The organism is Pseudomonas sp. NBRC 111133 (assembly GCF_001320605.1).
Lineage (GTDB): Bacteria > Pseudomonadota > Gammaproteobacteria > Pseudomonadales > Pseudomonadaceae > Aquipseudomonas > Aquipseudomonas monteilii.
The window spans coordinates 1-16,565 of sequence record NZ_BCBJ01000029.1; the positions used below are offsets into that span (position 1 = coordinate 1).

General features: G+C 62.9%; 15 protein-coding genes. 9 read left to right on the forward strand and 6 right to left on the reverse strand.

The annotated features are described in order from the left end of the window. The 7 genes from APH36_RS05725 to APH36_RS05755 form a co-directional block, all read left to right on the forward strand. Window positions 1–1,047, forward strand: a 1,047-nt coding sequence (locus tag APH36_RS05725; RefSeq protein ID WP_060497844.1) for a branched-chain amino acid ABC transporter substrate-binding protein, incomplete at its 5' end; no start/stop codon positions are given. A gap of 185 nt (window positions 1,048–1,232) precedes the next feature. Then, entirely contained in the window at window positions 1,233–2,156 is a 924-nt protein-coding gene (livH, locus tag APH36_RS05730) for a high-affinity branched-chain amino acid ABC transporter permease LivH (RefSeq protein WP_003254876.1), read from the forward strand. Further along, window positions 2,153–3,409, forward strand: coding sequence for a high-affinity branched-chain amino acid ABC transporter permease LivM (locus APH36_RS05735; protein ID WP_060497845.1), 1,257 nt, complete (start codon window positions 2,153–2,155; stop codon window positions 3,407–3,409). The genes livH and APH36_RS05735 overlap by 4 nt, the downstream gene beginning before the upstream one ends. Beyond that, window positions 3,406–4,173 carry a high-affinity branched-chain amino acid ABC transporter ATP-binding protein LivG gene (livG, locus tag APH36_RS05740; RefSeq protein WP_013973920.1) on the forward strand — a complete coding sequence of 256 codons (768 nt, stop codon included), beginning with the start codon at window positions 3,406–3,408 and terminating at the stop codon, window positions 4,171–4,173. The genes APH36_RS05735 and livG overlap by 4 nt, the downstream gene beginning before the upstream one ends. Further along, on the forward strand, window positions 4,174–4,875 hold the full coding sequence (locus APH36_RS05745; protein ID WP_003254879.1) for an ABC transporter ATP-binding protein: 702 nt from the start codon (window positions 4,174–4,176) through the stop codon (window positions 4,873–4,875). A gap of 235 nt (window positions 4,876–5,110) precedes the next feature. Continuing rightward, on the forward strand, window positions 5,111–5,785 hold the full coding sequence (locus APH36_RS05750; RefSeq protein ID WP_028698538.1) for a COG3650 family protein: 675 nt from the start codon (window positions 5,111–5,113) through the stop codon (window positions 5,783–5,785). 103 nt (window positions 5,786–5,888) lie between these two features. Further along, window positions 5,889–7,496 (forward strand): NAD(P)/FAD-dependent oxidoreductase, encoded by a 1,608-nt coding sequence (locus tag APH36_RS05755; RefSeq protein WP_016713793.1) that lies wholly within the window; start codon window positions 5,889–5,891, stop codon window positions 7,494–7,496. 117 nt (window positions 7,497–7,613) lie between these two features. Here APH36_RS05755 and APH36_RS05760 read toward each other — a convergent pair whose 3' ends face one another. Next, window positions 7,614–8,078, reverse strand: coding sequence for a glycine zipper 2TM domain-containing protein (locus APH36_RS05760; RefSeq protein ID WP_060497846.1), 465 nt, complete (start codon window positions 8,076–8,078; stop codon window positions 7,614–7,616). A 146-nt stretch (window positions 8,079–8,224) separates the two neighbouring features. Between APH36_RS05760 and APH36_RS05765 the strand changes: the two genes are divergently transcribed. Next, window positions 8,225–8,458: a hypothetical protein gene (locus tag APH36_RS05765; RefSeq protein WP_060497847.1), complete on the forward strand. Its 234-nt coding sequence runs from the start codon at window positions 8,225–8,227 to the stop codon at window positions 8,456–8,458. A 42-nt stretch (window positions 8,459–8,500) separates the two neighbouring features. On the opposite strand, the gene pdxH is transcribed toward APH36_RS05765, so the two are convergent. The 5 genes from pdxH to dinG all read right to left on the reverse strand — a co-directional run bounded on the left by pdxH (window position 8,501) and on the right by dinG (window position 15,960). Further along, window positions 8,501–9,148, reverse strand: coding sequence for a pyridoxamine 5'-phosphate oxidase (gene pdxH, locus APH36_RS05770; protein WP_016713790.1), 648 nt, complete (start codon window positions 9,146–9,148; stop codon window positions 8,501–8,503). A gap of 18 nt (window positions 9,149–9,166) precedes the next feature. Beyond that, the gene (locus APH36_RS05775) at window positions 9,167–10,147 is read right to left on the reverse strand and encodes an OmpA family protein (RefSeq protein WP_060497848.1); all 981 of its coding nucleotides are present in this window, start codon (window positions 10,145–10,147) and stop codon (window positions 9,167–9,169) included. Between the two features lie 99 nt (window positions 10,148–10,246). Continuing rightward, on the reverse strand, window positions 10,247–11,392 hold the full coding sequence (locus tag APH36_RS05780) for a serine hydrolase domain-containing protein (protein ID WP_060497849.1): 1,146 nt from the start codon (window positions 11,390–11,392) through the stop codon (window positions 10,247–10,249). 109 nt (window positions 11,393–11,501) lie between these two features. Next, window positions 11,502–13,736, reverse strand: coding sequence for a beta-galactosidase (locus tag APH36_RS05785; RefSeq protein WP_060497850.1), 2,235 nt, complete (start codon window positions 13,734–13,736; stop codon window positions 11,502–11,504). A 79-nt stretch (window positions 13,737–13,815) separates the two neighbouring features. Continuing rightward, window positions 13,816–15,960 (reverse strand): ATP-dependent DNA helicase DinG, encoded by a 2,145-nt coding sequence (gene dinG / locus APH36_RS05790; protein ID WP_019096578.1) that lies wholly within the window; start codon window positions 15,958–15,960, stop codon window positions 13,816–13,818. A 98-nt stretch (window positions 15,961–16,058) separates the two neighbouring features. Here dinG and APH36_RS05795 point away from each other — a divergent pair, with 98 nt between their 5' ends. Next, the gene (locus APH36_RS05795) at window positions 16,059–16,523 is read left to right on the forward strand and encodes a CopD family protein (protein ID WP_060497851.1); all 465 of its coding nucleotides are present in this window, start codon (window positions 16,059–16,061) and stop codon (window positions 16,521–16,523) included. The last annotated feature ends 42 nt before the right edge of the window (window positions 16,524–16,565 follow it).

Genomic DNA, 16,565 nt, shown 5'->3' on the forward strand with positions numbered 1-16,565 from the left:
GATACCATCAAGATCGGGATTGCAGGCCCTAAAACCGGCCCTGTGACCCAGTACGGCGACATGCAGTTCATCGGCGCCAAGCAAGCCATCAAGGATATCAACGCCGCGGGCGGCGTCGATGGCAAGATGCTCGAAGCCAAGGAATACGACGACGCTTGCGACCCTAAACAGGCCGTGGCAGTCGCCAACAAAGTGGTCAACGACGGCGTCAAGTTCGTCATCGGCCACCTGTGCTCCAGCTCCACCCAGCCAGCGTCCGACATCTATGAAGACGAAGGCGTGATCATGATCACCCCGGCCGCCACCTCGCCGGAAATCACCGCCCGTGGCTACAAGCTGATCTTCCGCACCATCGGCTTGGACAGCGCCCAGGGCCCGGCCGCCGGCAACTACATTGCCGACCACGTCAAACCGAAAGTGGTTGCAGTACTGCACGACAAGCAGCAGTACGGTGAAGGTATCGCCACCGCGGTCAAGCAAACCCTCGAAAGCAAGGGCACCAAGGTTGCCGTGTTCGAAGGTCTGAACGCCGGTGACAAGGACTTCTCCTCGATCATCCAGAAGCTCAAGCAGAACAACGTCGACTTCGTCTACTACGGCGGCTACCACCCAGAGCTGGGCCTGATCCTGCGCCAGGCGCAGGAAAAGGGCCTGAAAGCCAAGTTCATGGGCCCAGAGGGCGTGGGTAATGACTCGATCTCGCAGATCGCCCAGAACGCCTCCGAAGGCCTGCTGGTGACCCTGCCGAAGTCGTTCGATGCCGACCCGGAGAACAAGAAGATCGTCGACGCCATCAAGGCTGACGGCAAGGACCCAAGCGGCCCGTTCGTGTTCCCTGCCTACTCGGCTGTCGAGCTGATCGCCCAGGGCATCAAGGCCGCCAAGTCCGAAGACACCGACAAGGTGGCCGCCGCCATCCACGCCGGCTCCTTCAAGACCCCGACCGGCACCCTGTCGTACGACGAGAAGGGCGACCTGAAAGACTTCAAGTTCGTCGTCTACGAATGGCACTTCGGCAAGCCGAAGACCGAAGTCTCCCCTCAGTAACTGCGTGACTAATAGCTGACCGAATAAGCCCACTGTGCGAGCAGTGGGCTTTGTTTTACGAGGTTCATGGGCCCGATCCCCGCGATCCGGGGGCAGGCTCACCTGAAAATCTTAAAACCGTCACCCGCGGTTTCCTGGCCTACCCCCGCCAGCGAAATGCAAATCAGGTTTTTAGGAGCGCTGTAATGCCTGAGATCTACCATTTCTTCCAACAACTGGTTAATGGATTGACCATCGGCAGCACCTATGCCTTGATCGCCATCGGCTACACGATGGTGTACGGCATCATTGGCATGATCAACTTCGCCCACGGCGAGGTGTACATGATCGGTTCCTATGTGGCCTTCATCGCCTTGGCGGGCCTGGCCATGATGGGTATCCATTCGCTGCCTATCCTGATGACCGTCGCCTTCGTCGCGACGATCTTCGTCACCAGTGCCTATGGCTACAGTATCGAGCGCGTTGCCTACCGCCCCCTGCGCAACAGCAACCGTTTGATCCCGCTGATTTCCGCCATCGGCATGTCGATCTTCCTGCAGAACACCGTCTTGCTGTCGCAAGACTCCAAGGACAAGTCCATCCCCAACCTGATCCCCGGCAGTTTCTCCTTCGGGCCAGGTGGTGCTGAAGAAGTACTGATCAGCTACATGCAGGTCCTGGTGTTCGTGGTCACCCTGGTGGCCATGACCCTGCTTACCCTGTTCATCTCCCGTTCCCGCCTGGGCCGCGCCTGCCGCGCCTGCGCCGAGGACATCAAGATGGCCAACCTGCTGGGCATCAACACCAACAACATCATCGCCCTCACCTTCGTCATCGGTGCCGCCCTGGCCGCCGTGGCGGCCGTGCTGCTGAGCATGCAGTACGGGGTGATCAACCCCAACGCCGGTTTCTTGGTGGGCCTGAAAGCCTTCACTGCGGCGGTACTGGGTGGCATCGGCAGCATCCCGGGCGCCATGCTCGGCGGGCTGGTGCTGGGTGTGGCCGAAGCGTTCGGCGCCGACATCTTCGGCGACCAGTACAAGGACGTGGTGGCATTCGGCTTGTTGGTTCTTGTCCTGCTATTCCGGCCGACCGGCATCCTGGGCCGCCCGGAGGTTGAAAAAGTATGAACAGAAATCTCAAACAGGCGTTCTTCAGCGCCTTGCTGGTATGGGCCGTGGCCTTCCCGGTACTGGGCCTGAAACTGAGCATCGACGGCATCAGCCTGGTCGTGCACAGCCAGGGCTCGTTCACCATCAGCATCATTGCCGTGTGTTCGGTACTGATGTTCCTGCGCGTGCTGTTCGACAAGCAGTGGAGTGTGGTGATGGGCAGCCGTTCGGATCGCAAACTGATCCCGCCGGCCGTCAGCAACTACCTCACCCTGCCCAAGACCCAGCGCTATGTGATCATCGGTTTGATCGTTGCAGCACTGGTATGGCCGTTCTTCGGCTCGCGCGGTGCGGTCGACATTGCCACACTGATCCTGATCTACGTGTTGCTGGGCCTGGGCCTGAACATCGTGGTCGGCCTGGCGGGCCTGCTCGACCTGGGTTACGTGGGCTTCTACGCCGTCGGCGCCTACAGCTACGCCATGCTCTCGCATTATCTGGGCTGGAGCTTCTGGGTGTGCCTGCCGATCGCCGGCCTGATGGCCGCCACCTTCGGCTTCCTGCTTGGCTTCCCGGTGCTGCGCCTGCGTGGTGACTACCTGGCGATCGTGACCCTCGGCTTTGGTGAGATCATCCGCCTGTTCCTGCGTAACCTCACCGACTGGACCGGCGGCCCCAACGGCATCAGCAACATCCCCAAGCCGGAGTTCTTCGGCCTCACCTTCGAACGCCGCGCCGCCGAGGGCATGCAGACCTTCCACGAGTTCTTCGGGCTGGAATACAACTCGATCAACAAGGTGATCTTCCTGTACCTGGTGGCGCTGTTGCTGGCCCTGCTGGCGCTGTTCGTCATCAATCGCCTGCTGCGCATGCCGATCGGCCGCGCCTGGGAAGCCCTGCGTGAAGACGAGATTGCCTGCCGTGCGCTGGGTCTGAACCCGACCGTGATCAAGCTCTCGGCATTCACCCTGGGTGCCTGCTTCGCCGGTTTCGCCGGCAGCTTCTTCGCGGCGCGCCAAGGCCTGGTGACGCCGGAGTCGTTCACCTTCATCGAGTCGGCGATCATCCTCGCCATCGTCGTGCTCGGCGGCATGGGCTCACAACTGGGCGTGATCCTCGCGGCCATCGTGATGATCCTGCTGCCCGAGCTGATGCGTGAGTTCAGCGAATACCGGATGCTGATGTTCGGTGCGCTGATGGTGTTGATGATGATCTGGCGTCCGCAAGGCCTGCTGCCTATGCAACGTCCACACATGGAGCTGCGTCGATGAGCCGCGAAATTCTGCAAGTCAGCGGCCTGAGCATGCGCTTCGGCGGCTTGTTGGCGGTGAACGGCGTAGGCCTGACCGTCAAGGAAAAACAGGTGGTGGCGTTGATCGGCCCGAACGGCGCCGGCAAGACCACCGTGTTCAACTGCCTGACCGGCTTCTACAAGCCCAGCGGTGGCACCATCCTGCTCGATGGCCAGCCGATCCAGGGCTTGGCCGGCCACCAGATCGCCCGCAAGGGCGTGGTGCGGACCTTCCAGAACGTGCGCCTGTTCAAGGAAATGACTGCGCTGGAAAACCTGCTGATCGCCCAGCACCGTCACCTCAATACCAACTTCTTCGCCGGCCTGTTCAAGACCCCGAGCTTCCGCCGCAGCGAGAAAGAGGCCATGGAGCGCGCGCAGTACTGGCTGGAGAAGGTCAACCTGACCGAGTTTGCCAACCGTACTGCGGGCACCCTCGCCTACGGCCAGCAGCGCCGCCTGGAAATCGCCCGCTGCATGATGACCCAGCCGCGCATCATCATGCTCGACGAGCCGGCTGCGGGCCTGAACCCGAAAGAAACCGAAGACCTCAAGGCACTGATCGCCTACCTGCGTGAGTCGCACAACGTCACCGTGCTGCTGATCGAGCACGACATGAAGCTGGTGATGAGCATCTCCGACCACATCGTGGTGATCAACCAGGGCACCCCCCTGGCCCACGGCACGCCGGAAGAGATCCGCGACAACCCTGATGTGATCAAAGCCTACCTGGGGGAAGCGTAAATGCTGAAGTTCGAAAACGTTTCCACCTTCTACGGCAAGATCCAGGCGTTGCACAGCGTCAACGTGGAGATCAACCAGGGCGAGATCGTCACCCTGATCGGCGCCAACGGCGCTGGCAAGTCGACCTTGCTGATGACTCTGTGCGGCTCGCCGCAGGCGCACAGTGGCAGCATCAAGTACCTGGGCGAAGAACTGGTCGGCCAGCCGTCCTCGCACATCATGCGCAAGAGCATTGCCGTCGTGCCGGAAGGCCGCCGCGTGTTCGCCCGCCTGACCGTCGAAGAAAACCTGGCGATGGGAGGTTTCTTCACCGACAAGGGCGACTACCAGGAGCAGCTGGACAAGGTGCTGCAGCTGTTCCCGCGCCTGAAGGAACGCTACATCCAGCGTGGCGGCACCATGTCCGGTGGTGAACAGCAGATGCTCGCCATTGGCCGGGCACTGATGAGCAAGCCCAAGCTGCTGCTGCTCGACGAGCCGTCGCTGGGCCTGGCACCGATCATCATCCAGCAGATCTTCGACATCATTGAACAGCTGCGCCGTGATGGCGTGACGGTGTTCCTGGTGGAGCAGAATGCCAACCAGGCGCTGAAGATTGCTGACCGGGCGTATGTGCTGGAAAACGGCCGGGTGGTGATGCAGGGCACGGGTGAAGCATTGTTGACTGACCCGAAGGTGCGCGACGCGTACCTCGGCGGTTGATGGACAAGGGCCTTCGGGCCCTTTTCTCTGCCTGCCAGAAATGTATCGCCAGTGCGGGCCTCTTCGCGGGCAAGCCCGCTCCCACAGGTACTGCACAGGCTCTGAATACTATGCAGAACCTGTGGGAGCGGGCTTGCCCGCGAAGAGGCCCGCACTGGTAACCATTAACTTGAGATCCGTCGCCAGCCTGCGTAACGTGACCAGCTCTTTGAAAAAGATCGCCGGAGCCCGCCCCATGCGCCTCACCCCCACCCTGCTGCTCACCGCCCTGCTGCCCCTGTTCGCAGGCTGCCAACTGATGGCTAGCCCGCCAAGCGACCCGAACATCGGCACCACGCGCATGCAGGGCGAACTGCGTGCCGCCGGTGGCCAGTTGCTGTTCAAGCCATGCAGCGAAAACCGCACCTTCGTGATCAACGATGTCGGTGCGACTGGCATCCTGCAAGAGGCCGCCAACCTCGCCAAGGACGCCAACGACAAGCTGTTCGCCGACGTGCGCGGGCGCCTTACCGGGAGCAAGCAGGCCAACAATGATGGCCAGCTGGAAGTGCGCCGCCTGTACCGCCTGGAACCTTCAACCCGCGCTTGTGACGACCCCAACTTCAAGCAGCTGACCCTGCGCGCCAATGGCCACGAACCGGAGTGGGACATCAAGGCCAGTGGCAAGGGCATGGTGCTCAACCGCGTCGGCCAGGAGCCCCTGCCCCTACCCTTCCTGGAAGAAGAAGTACCCGGCGGCGGCCTGACCCTGACCAGCGAAGCCAACAACCAGCATGTGGAACTGTGGGTCGCACCGCAGCGCTGTGTAGACAACGCCACCGGTGCCATCCACCACCTGCGTGCCGAGTTGCGCATCGACGGCAAGACCCTGCAGGGCTGCGGTTACTACGGCGGCGCACGCGACAACTGATCGCCGGGCGCTTTTATCCTGCCAGTCAGGGCGGCGAACAGCTTATACTTGGCGGTTTGTGTAAAGCCGCCGGCCGCCCATGGCCGGGATACTGGACCCTGCCATGCTACGAATCACCGAACTGAAGCTGCCCCTGGACCATCCCGACGAAGCCCTGCGTGAAGCCATCGTCCAGCGCCTGGGCATCCGCGACGAGCAACTGCTCAGCTTCAACCTGTTCAAGCGCAGCTACGATGCGCGCAAGAAGAACAGCGAACTGCTGTTCATCTACACCATCGACCTGGAAGCCAGCAACGAAGCCGAATTGCTCAGCAAGTTCGCCGACGATCGCAACATCGGCCCGGCGCCGGACGTCACCTACAAGTTCGTCGGCCAGGCCCCGGCAGGCCTGCAGGAGCGCCCGATCGTGGTCGGTTTCGGCCCCTGCGGCATCTTCGCCGGCCTGCTGCTGGCACAGATGGGCTTCAAGCCGATCATCCTTGAACGTGGCAAGGAAGTACGCCAGCGCACCAAGGACACCTGGGGCTTGTGGCGCAAAAGCGTACTCAACCCCGAGTCCAATGTGCAGTTCGGCGAAGGCGGCGCCGGCACCTTCTCTGACGGCAAGCTGTACAGCCAGATCAAGGACCCGCAGCACCACGGCCGCAAAGTGCTGGAAGAGTTCGTCAAGGCCGGTGCGCCCGACGAGATCCTGTACATCAACAAACCACACATCGGTACCTTCCGCCTCACCGGCATGGTCGAGCAGATGCGTCAGGACATGATCGCCCTAGGTGCCGAAGTACGCTTCCAGCAGAAGGTGACCGACCTGTTGGTCGAAGACGGCCAGCTGACCGGCGTGGTGCTGGAGAGCGGCGAGCAGCTGCATTCGCGCCATGTGGTCCTGGCGCTGGGCCACAGCGCCCGCGACACCTTCCGCATGCTGCACGCCAAAGGCGTGTACATGGAAGCCAAGCCATTCTCGGTCGGTTTCCGTATCGAACACCCGCAAACGCTGATCGACAAGGCGCGCCTGGGCAAGTACGCCGGCCACCCGAAACTGGGCGCGGCCGACTACAAGCTGGTGTACCACGCCAAGAACGGCCGTTCGGTGTACAGCTTCTGCATGTGCCCGGGCGGCACCGTGGTTGCGGCTACCAGCGAGCCGGGCCGGGTGGTGACCAACGGCATGAGCCAGTACTCGCGGAACGAACGCAACGCCAACTCCGGCATCGTCGTCGGCATCGACCCGGAGCGAGACTACCCGGGTGGCCCGCTGGCCGGTATCGAGCTGCAAGAGCGCCTGGAAGCCCATGCTTATGTGATGGGGGGCAGCAACTACCAGGCGCCTGCGCAATTGGTAGGCGACTTTGTAGCGGGTCGGCCCTCGACCGCGCTGGGCAGTGTCGAGCCATCCTACAAGCCGGGCGTGACCCTGGGCGACCTTGCGCCGAGCCTGCCGGACTTCGCCATCGAGGCAATCCGTGAGGCATTGCCGGCATTCGACCGGCAGATCAAGGGTTACAACCTGCATGACGCGGTGTTGACCGGGATCGAGACACGTACCTCGTCGCCATTGCGGATTACCCGGGGTGAGGATTACCAGAGCCTGAACCTGAAAGGCCTGTTCCCGGCAGGTGAAGGGGCCGGCTACGCGGGCGGGATCCTGTCGGCGGGTGTCGATGGCATTCGCATTGCCGAGGCAGTGGCACGGGATATGCTCGGCCTTTGAATCTGAATGGCCTGTGAGAGCCTCTTCGCGGGCAAGCCCGCGAAGAGGCCAACTGCAAGCATCAAAAAACCCCGACTGGCATGCGCCAGGTCGGGGTTTTGTTTTACTGCGCTACGGTCAGTGCGAAACGCGGCTGGTACCGTCAACGGTCATGATGCGTACACGGTCGCCCACGCGGAAGATTTCGTTCTCCTGCACGGCCTGAACGTAGGCGCGCATGCTGCCATCGTCCTCACGTACGGTGATCTCGACGCCTTGGGTGCGCGTCAGGCCTTCCTCGGCAGCGGACCCGGCCAGGCCGCCGGCAACAGCACCGATAACAGCTGCCACGATACTGCCACGACCACCGCCTACGGCACTACCGGCAACGCCACCCACGATGGCGCCAGCGCCACCACCGATCGGGGTCTTGGTACCCTCGATCTTGACCGGGCGCAGGGATTCGATGGTGCCCATGCGCACGGTTTGCACGCGGCGGGCTTCGTCACGGGAGTAGCTATCACCGGTCAGGCTTGAGGCACAGCCCCCCAGCAGCAGCGACAGGGTGGTAAAAGTCGCCATCAGCAAAGCGGATTTACGCATAGGTAAAGTCTCCATAAGTCAGGTGCTCATTAGACGCTGCACATTGACGGCTGTCACGGTACAAACGTAATAAAATTGTTTTCATTCAGCCAGGGTACAGCCGCCGGGCTGTGTCGAAGGCCTTTCAAGTGAGACCAAGGATAGCCATGGATTACTTCATCGTCGTGGTCACCACCGTTGCAGGGCTGTATTTTCACGGGTGGTTGTATGTGCGCATGCGCCGCTGGATGGACCGTGACCTGGCGTTGTCATTGGCGGGGGCGGATGCGGGGAAGCGCGCGTATATGCTGCAGCGGCTGGAGCAAGCACGGCTGGAAAAGGTGGGGCGCAAACAGTTGCCAGGATGGTTGGAGCGGGAGGCTGCGGGGTATGTGGGGTAGCCTCCGGTCAAGTATTGGGGCCGCTTTGCGGCCCCAACGTTTTCAGGGTGCCAGACGCTCGCGCTGCCATTGCCCATCGACCAGCCGATAGTTCAGCCGGTCATGCAGGCGGCTCGCCCGGCCCTGCCAGAACTCGATGCGCTCAGGCAGCAAACGGTACCCCCCCCAATGCTCAGGGCAATGTGGCTGGGTGTCCGAGAAGCGCGCCTCAGTTGCCTTGACCAGCCCCTCCAGTTCTTCACGCCCGGCAATCACCCGGCTCTGCGGCGAAGCCCAGGCCCCCAGGCGGCTGCCCAGCGGGCGCACCTGGTAGTAGTCGTCCGACTCCTTGGCCGTGACCTTTTCCACCCGCCCCTCAATGCGCACCTGGCGCTCCAGCGCCGGCCAGAAGAAGGTCATGGCTGCAAAGGGGTTGGCTTGCAGCTGCTGGCCCTTGGCGCTGTCGTAGTTGGTGAAGAAGGTAAAGCCACGCGTGTCGAGCCCCTTCAGCAGCAGCACACGGCAATGCGGGCGGCCTTCGCCGTCGACAGTGGCCAGGGTCATGGCGTTGGCTTCCACCGGTACCTGCTCGGTTTTCACCGCATCGGCAAACCACTGGTGAAACAGGGCGAACGGCTCCCCCGGAGCCTGGGCTTCGGCCAGGCCATCACGGGTATAGTCGCGGCGCATATCGGCCAGGGATTGGGTCATTGCTGCGTTCCTTGACGATCAGTTGGTCTTCGCAGGGCTGTTGGCAGCTACTTTCTTGTCAGTGGTAGCTTTCTTGGCGGCTGGCTTGGCCGGCGCGGCTTTTTTCTTAGCGGTGGTCTTGGCTGGAGCCTTGGCCTTGGCTGCTGTATTTTTCGCCACTGGCTTCTTCGCGGCTGGCTTGCTGTCGGCGGCCTTGGCAGCCGGTGCCTTGGCATCCTGAACCGCAACCATCGAAGCCGGCGCAGGTGCCGGGCCGGCCTGCTGATATTTGGCCAGCAGTGCGACCATGGTGTTCTGCGGGGTCAGCAACATCTCAACGCGGCGGTTCAGGGAACGGCCTTCGGCGCTGTCGTTGGCGGCACGTGGCATCACCGAGCCCATGCCCTTGAGGGTCAGGCGGTCACGCTGCAGGCCGCTGAGGCGGAAAATGGCCGATACCGACGCGGCGCGCTCCAAGCTGAGCTTCTGGTTGGCAGCTGCAACACCGCTGCTGTCGGCGTGGCCGAGCACCAGCACGGCAGTTTTCGGGTCACCCTCGACGGCCTTGGCCACTCGGGTGATCGGGCCGAGTGTCATGGGCAGCAGCATGTTCGGGCGGTCAGGGTTGTACGAGCTGTCTACCGGCAGAGTTACCGCCAACACATTGTCGCGACGCTCCAGCTCCAGCTTGCTGTCCTTGATGGCTTCGCGCAGCTTGGGCTCGTACTCGTCCAGCCAGGCCTGAGTGGCCTTCTGGTCGATCTTCGGCACCACAGGCCCTTTGGCTTGCTTGTCATCACCACCGAACGGCCACCACCAGCGGCTGGCGCTTTCAGACTTGGCATCGGCTTTGGCCACGTTCTCAGTGACGGCTGCCTTCACTTCCTGCTCGGAGACCTTGTCCGAACCGAAAGGCCACCAGCTGGAGCCACCTGCCTTGGAGCCTTCCGGGGAGTGGCTGGCACAGCCGGTAACGGCGGTCAGGCACAGGGCGAGTGCTAAGGTTTTATGTGAAGACATCAGCGATACACCATGAAATTAAAAGAAATTTTGCCCAAACACAAAGGGCGTTGGCATTGAGGATAGTCAAAGGGCTGGGGCAATACCCGCATTACCCGATCAAAGGCAACTGGCAAGGACACGCACCAGCTTCTGGGCTCGTGGGTCCATCAGCACATAAGGGCCGAGGGTATTGACCACGAAGCCGAACGCCACATCGTGCTCCGGGTCGGCAAAACCGACCGAGCCACCGGCACCGGGGTGGCCAAAGGCACGTGCGCCGAGGCCGAAGGTGGCATTGGCCACATCGGGCTGGTCGAGCATACAGCCGAGGCCGAAACGGGTCTGGGTGAGCAAGGTACGGTCCTGGCCCAGGCTGTGTTCACGGGTCAGTTCATCGAGCAGTTCGGACTCGAGCAGGCTGCCGTCCAGCAGCCCGGCATAGAAACCCGCCAGGCTGCGTGCATTGCCATGGCCATTGGCCGCCGGCTGCTGCATGCGCCGCCATTCCGGCTTGTTGGTGCTGGTCAGGATGGCTGGCGGGTTGGTGAAGGCGCGGGTCGACAACGCCTCGGGCTCACGCATGGTCACCTGCAACAGGCGCTGCGCGGCGGCATCCCCGGGGTTGCCCTTGCCACGGGCGATATGCGCCACGCGGTGGAACGCTTCATCTGCCAGGCCAACATGGAAGTCCAGCCCAAGCGGGCGGGCGGTGCGGGCCACGATCGAGTCGCCAGGACCACGGCCATCGGCACGACGGATCAGTTCGCCGATCAGCCAGCCGTAGGTGATGGCGGCATAGCCGTGTTCCGTACCTGGAGCCCACCAAGGTGTCTCGGCGGCCAGGGCATCCACCATGGTCTGCCAGTCATACAGGGCTTCGGCTGGCAGCAGTTCACGGATGGCAGGCAGGCCGGCACGGTGGCTAAGCAGTTGGCGCAGGGTGATCGACTGTTTACCCGCTTGGGCAAACTCGGGCCAGTAGTTGGCCACTGGCGCATCGAGGGCCAACTTGCCCTCGCCCACCAGTTGCAGGGCAGTGACGGCGGTGAAGGTCTTGGTACAGGAAAACAGGTTGGCGATGGTGTCGCTGTGCCAAGCCTGTTGCCCGTCCTTGTCGGCGCTGCCGGCCCATAGGTCGATGACGGTTTCACCACCCACCTGGATGCACAGCGCGGCGCCACGCTCCTGGGGATCATCGAACAGCGCGGCAAAGGCTTCGCGCACGGCTTCGAACTTCAGCTCATAGTGACCCTGGATCTGCACCCGCTGTACCCCGTACGACCATGTTCAAAAAAGGTGTGCATTGTTTCAGTAGTTGGGTGTTTTGCAAACTGGCTTGGGCCAAATGGTCGCGACGAACGGTAACCTGCACTCAAGGCGCCGGCTTTTCCAGCTGGGTACGCAGTTGGCTCACGGCCTGCAGGTTGCTCTTGCGCACAGCGTCGACAAACCCTGGGTAGGGCATATCCGTAATCGCGACCAATCCCAGGTGCCCATTCTCGCCGTCGAGCAGGCGGCCGCTAGCTGGCTGATCGAGGTACTGGAACCAGTGGACACCCACGATCATCGGCTGCGCCAGGGCCGCCTTGAGGAAGTTGCCATAGGCCGGGCCACGGTCCTCTTCCCGCGCCACCTCCAGCGGCCCTGGCCAGAACGGCCCGCGATCGCGCGAACCGAACTGGAACTCGGACACCAGCACCGGCTTGTCGAGCTCGGCCAGGCGGGCGAAGTCGTAGCCGTCCTGCGGCTTGAGGGTATAGAAGTTGAAGCTGAGCACATCGCAGAATTCGGCACAGGCCTTGACCGCCTCCGGCGTGCTGACCGCATAGCGGCCACCCAGCAGCAGGTGATTGGGGGCATGCCATTTCAACGAGTCGGCAATGGTCTTGAAGTAAGTCTCGGCGAACACCTGCTGGAAGTGCTGGTAGTCGCGCTCGATTTCCGGGTATTGCGGGTTGGGTAGCGGTGCCTCGAAGCCCGGGTCTTCCATCAGCTCCCAGGCGGTCAGTTCGATGCCCCAGGCCTTGGACAGCCCCTCCTGGTTACGGTACTTGTCGCGCAACTGCTTGAGGAAGGCGCGTTTGGCCGGTACGTCGGTGGTCAGGCGCAAGGTGCCATAGGCCAGGCCATAGCGGGCTTTGGGGTCGTTACCGGGGGCAGCCCACGCCAACTCGTTGTCGGCAAAGTAGCCGATCAGCCAAGGGTCGTCGCGGTGATCGCGGGCGGCAATGGCCACGGCGCGCTCTGTAGCCATGGCAAAACGTGGGTCGAACGGGTCGGGCATACTGCCCCACCAGTCCATGCCGGTGCTGATGCTGGCGTAGTCTCCCACGATCGACAGCGGCAAGGTGTAGGGCATCCGCTTGGCCTGGCCCAGGGCAGGCTCGCTCCAGTTGCCGATCGTGTTGAACCCCCAGGCCTGCAATCGGTCGAGCGCATGCGCCTGCCAGCGGGCAGCATCCAGTACCAGCGGCGGGCAGTTGGCTGGCTGCCCTTCCAGGGCCTGTGGGCAGGGTTTACCGTAGGTACGCTGCAGGTTGGCAGCATAGAAGTCGAACCAGCGCCCTTGCTTGAAATTGCGCCCTTGCGACGAGGCATTGCCATCGTCGTTGTTGCCTTCGCCATAGAATGCCGCCAATGCCTCGCCCTCACCCGGCAATGCCTTGAACATGCCTTCACGGCCGGCGACGTAAGTACGCCCGCCGTCTGCAGCTATCGCATTTACCCCCAGGGAGTAGAACGGGTGCCCCTCGGGCGTTACCAGGTACCAGCGGCCATCACGCTTTTCGGTACGGAAAAACCCTTTGGCCTCGAACGCCGGCCCGGCAACAAGCCCGCCGTAGCTGTCCAGTTGCTGCTTGTCACGCTCAGCCAGCCAGCCCTTGAGCTGTTGCTGCTCGCGCTTATCGGCCGCCTTGAGTTGATCGTCATTGGCGACCTTCTCTGGCCAGCTGGCGCGGGTGGACTGGCCGTAGGCATCGATCAACTCGTGGTAAGCCGCCTGGTAGGCCTGGTCGTCATCCTGGATGCCCACCCGTTCGATCAGCAGGTTCTGCGCCACCTTGGGGTTGGAGATGCTCAGGCTGACCGAGGTCACCTGCTTGAGGTCAACCGCGCCAGCGCTGCTGGTCAGTAGCAGCCGCTGGCCGCCATGGTTCCAGGGCATGGGAGGGCCGGCGCGCATGCCCTGGCTCAACGGCGAGCTGGCCGTCAGTGGCACCATCACCGTTTGCGCAGGGCCGGCCGGCAGGTCGATGCGGCTGGTCAAGGTGCGGCCATCGCTGCCTTGCACCGTAACATCAACAGTCAGTGCCCAGTCCATGGCACTTTGCAGGCGCAAGGTGAGGAACTGCCCGGCCGACCAGTCCCACACCCCGCCTTGCGGGCTCAGACGCAAGGTCGGTCGCGGGGCCGGGTTGAACACCACACGGCGCAGCACCTCGCCCTCGGCCGTTTGCTCCGCGTTGTACTGCGGCATGCCTGCATCTTCGGTCGCCACGTTGACCACCGAGGCCGGGCGCACGAAGCTGAACAGCGTCTGTTGCCCGGCCAGCAAGGGCGAGCTGAACAACAGGGCGAAAACGGCGGGCAGGGTACGGCGGACCATAAGGCTGGGGCTCTCCTTCAGGGCCGTCATGGCCCAAGACTGAGTAATGGACAACGCGCCGGAGCAAGTGCTCCGGCGGTCAGGAAATCTCCCGCCGGAACGGCGGCAGCGCATTGAGAATAGCCTTGCCGTAGCGCTGGGTGACCAGGCGCCGGTCGAGCAAGGTGATGACGCCGCGATCCTGCTCGGTACGCAGCAGGCGGCCGCAGGCCTGGATCAACTTCAACGAGGCGTCGGGCACGGCAATTTCCATGAACGGGTTACCACCACGAGCCTCGATCCACTCCGACAAAGCGGCTTCCACCGGATCGTCGGGCACGGAGAAAGGTATTTTGGCGATGACCACATGCTCGCAGTACGCACCTGGCAGGTCGACACCTTCGGCAAAGCTGGCCAGGCCGAACAACACGCTGTGCTGGCCATCATCGACCCGCGCCTTGTGCTTGTTCAGGGTTTCCTGCTTGGAGAGGTTGCCCTGGATCAGCACCAGCTTGCGCCAATCACGATCCAGGCCGTCGAACACATCCTGCATTTGCTTGCGTGACGAGAACAGCACCAGCGCGCCACGGGCATCCTCGACGATGTTTGGCAGTTCACGGATGATCGCCGCCGTATGCGCCGCCGCATCGCGGGGGTCGGCCTGCAGGTCGGGAACCCGCAGCAGGCCGGCATCACCATGCACGAACGGGCTGGGCACCACGCAGGTGACGGCATCGCGCGGCAACCCCGAGCGCATGCGGAAACGGTCGAACTTGCCCAGCGCGGTCAACGTCGCCGACGTGACCAGTGCACCGTGAGCAACACTCCACAGGCTACGGCGGAGCATTTCGGCGGCGAGGATGGGGCTGGCGTTAACTTCGATGTCGAACAGTGCGCCACTCTCGGCCAGCGTCAGCCAGCGAGCCATGGGCGGGCTGTCTTCCGGGTCCTCGGCGGTAAAGGCCGTCCACAGTTCCCAGTTGCCTTGGGCACGGGTGACCAGGCTGCCAAACAGCGGATACCACTCTTCGGCCTGATGGCTGGCGATGCCGATATTGACCTCGCCGTCCATGCCCTCCTTGAGCAGGTCGGCCAGGCGGGTGAACAGGTCGTTGAGACGGGCAAAGCCCTTTTTCAGTTCGATGCCCACTTCGCGGATCTGCTCTGGCACCACACCGCCCTCGAAGCGGTAACGCGGGCGTTCGCGGCCTTCGGTATCCTCGCTGGGGCGGAAGTCTGCCACCTGCTCGCACAGGGTGAACATGAACTGCTGTTGGGTGCGCACTTCCCGCGCCAGCTCCGGCACCTGCTCGATGTACTTGCCAAGGTCACCGGGCAGCGGGTGCTGAGCCAACAGTTTGGTCAGGTTCTTGGCGGTCTGTTCCAGCCAGTCGGCGGTGGAGCGCAGGCGCGAATAATGGGCGAAATGACCGATGGCCTTGTCTGGCAGGTGATGGCCTTCGTCGAAGACGTACAGGGTATCGCGCGGGTCGGGCAACACCGCGCCACCGCCCAGGGCCAGGTCGGCCAGCACCATGTCGTGGTTGGTGACGATCACATCGACCTTGCCCATGCCTTCGCGGGCCTTGTAGAACACGCACTGCTGGAAGTTCGGGCAGTGGCGGCCTGTGCACTGGCTGTGGTCGGTGGTCAGCCGTGCCCAGTCCTGGTCTTCCAGGGCCTCGGGCCAGCTGTCACGGTCACCGTCCCAGCGGTTGCCAGCGAGCTTCTCGATCATGCTGTTGAACAGCTTCTGGCTGCGCTCGTCGACTTCGATGCGGAAGCCTTCTTCCTCGAACAGCTGGGCGGTGGCCGACTGGGCATGGCCTTCCTGCAGCAGGATGTCGAGCTTGGACAGGCACAGGTAGCGGCCACGGCCTTTGGCCAGGGCGAAGCTGAAGTTGAGCCCGCTGTTGCGCATCAGGTCGGGCAGATCCTTGAAAACGATCTGCTCCTGCAGGGCCACGGTCGCGGTGGCGATCACCAGGCGCTTGCCGGCGGCCTTGGCGGCCGGGATGGCTGCCAGGCTGTAGGCCACGGTCTTGCCGGTACCGGTGCCCGCCTCGACTGCCACCACGGCAGGCTCGCCGGCACGGCGGCCTTCATCGTCGCAGGCGATGTCGCCAAGCACCTTGGCCACTTCGGCGATCATCAGGCGCTGGCCATAGCGCGGCTTGAGGCTCTTGGCTTCGAGAAAACGCGAATAGGCGCCCTGGATGGTGGCTTTGAGTTCGTTGCTGATCATGGTCTGCAGGCGCCCGAAGGGCTGGATATATTTTCAGTGTTTCACACGGGGCGGCTATCATACCCCGCTATTGCCCATTATGCCGCATGGAGATCCGGATGCTTGCCTTTGCCCTGCCCTACACACTGCATGTTCTGGCTGCCCTGGTATGGGTCGGCGGCATGTTCTTCGCCTGGCTAGTGCTGCGCCCGGCAACGGTTGCAGCCCTTGAAGGGCCTGCGCGCCTGCGCCTGTGGGTGGAAGTTTTCCGACGCTTCTTCGGCTGGGTCTGGCTGGCCGTGGCGATCTTGGCGATAAGTGGTATCGGCATGTTGCACATGCGCTTCAGCGGCTTGGAGACTGCGCCCAAGTACGTGCAGGTGATGATCGGCGGTGGGATCGCCATGTTTGCCCTGTTCATGCGTATTCAGGCGTTGCTGTTGCCCGAGCTGAAGACGGCGGTGCAAGCCGAGGACTGGCCGACGGGTGCGGCAGTACTCGGGCGGATTCGGCGGATCGTGGGGATCAACCTTATACTGGGGCTGGCTGTGGTTGCAGTGGCCAGTTCGCGCCTGATGATCTGACAGCTGATTTGTGCGGTGGGGCATAGATCGAGCGCCGCCCGC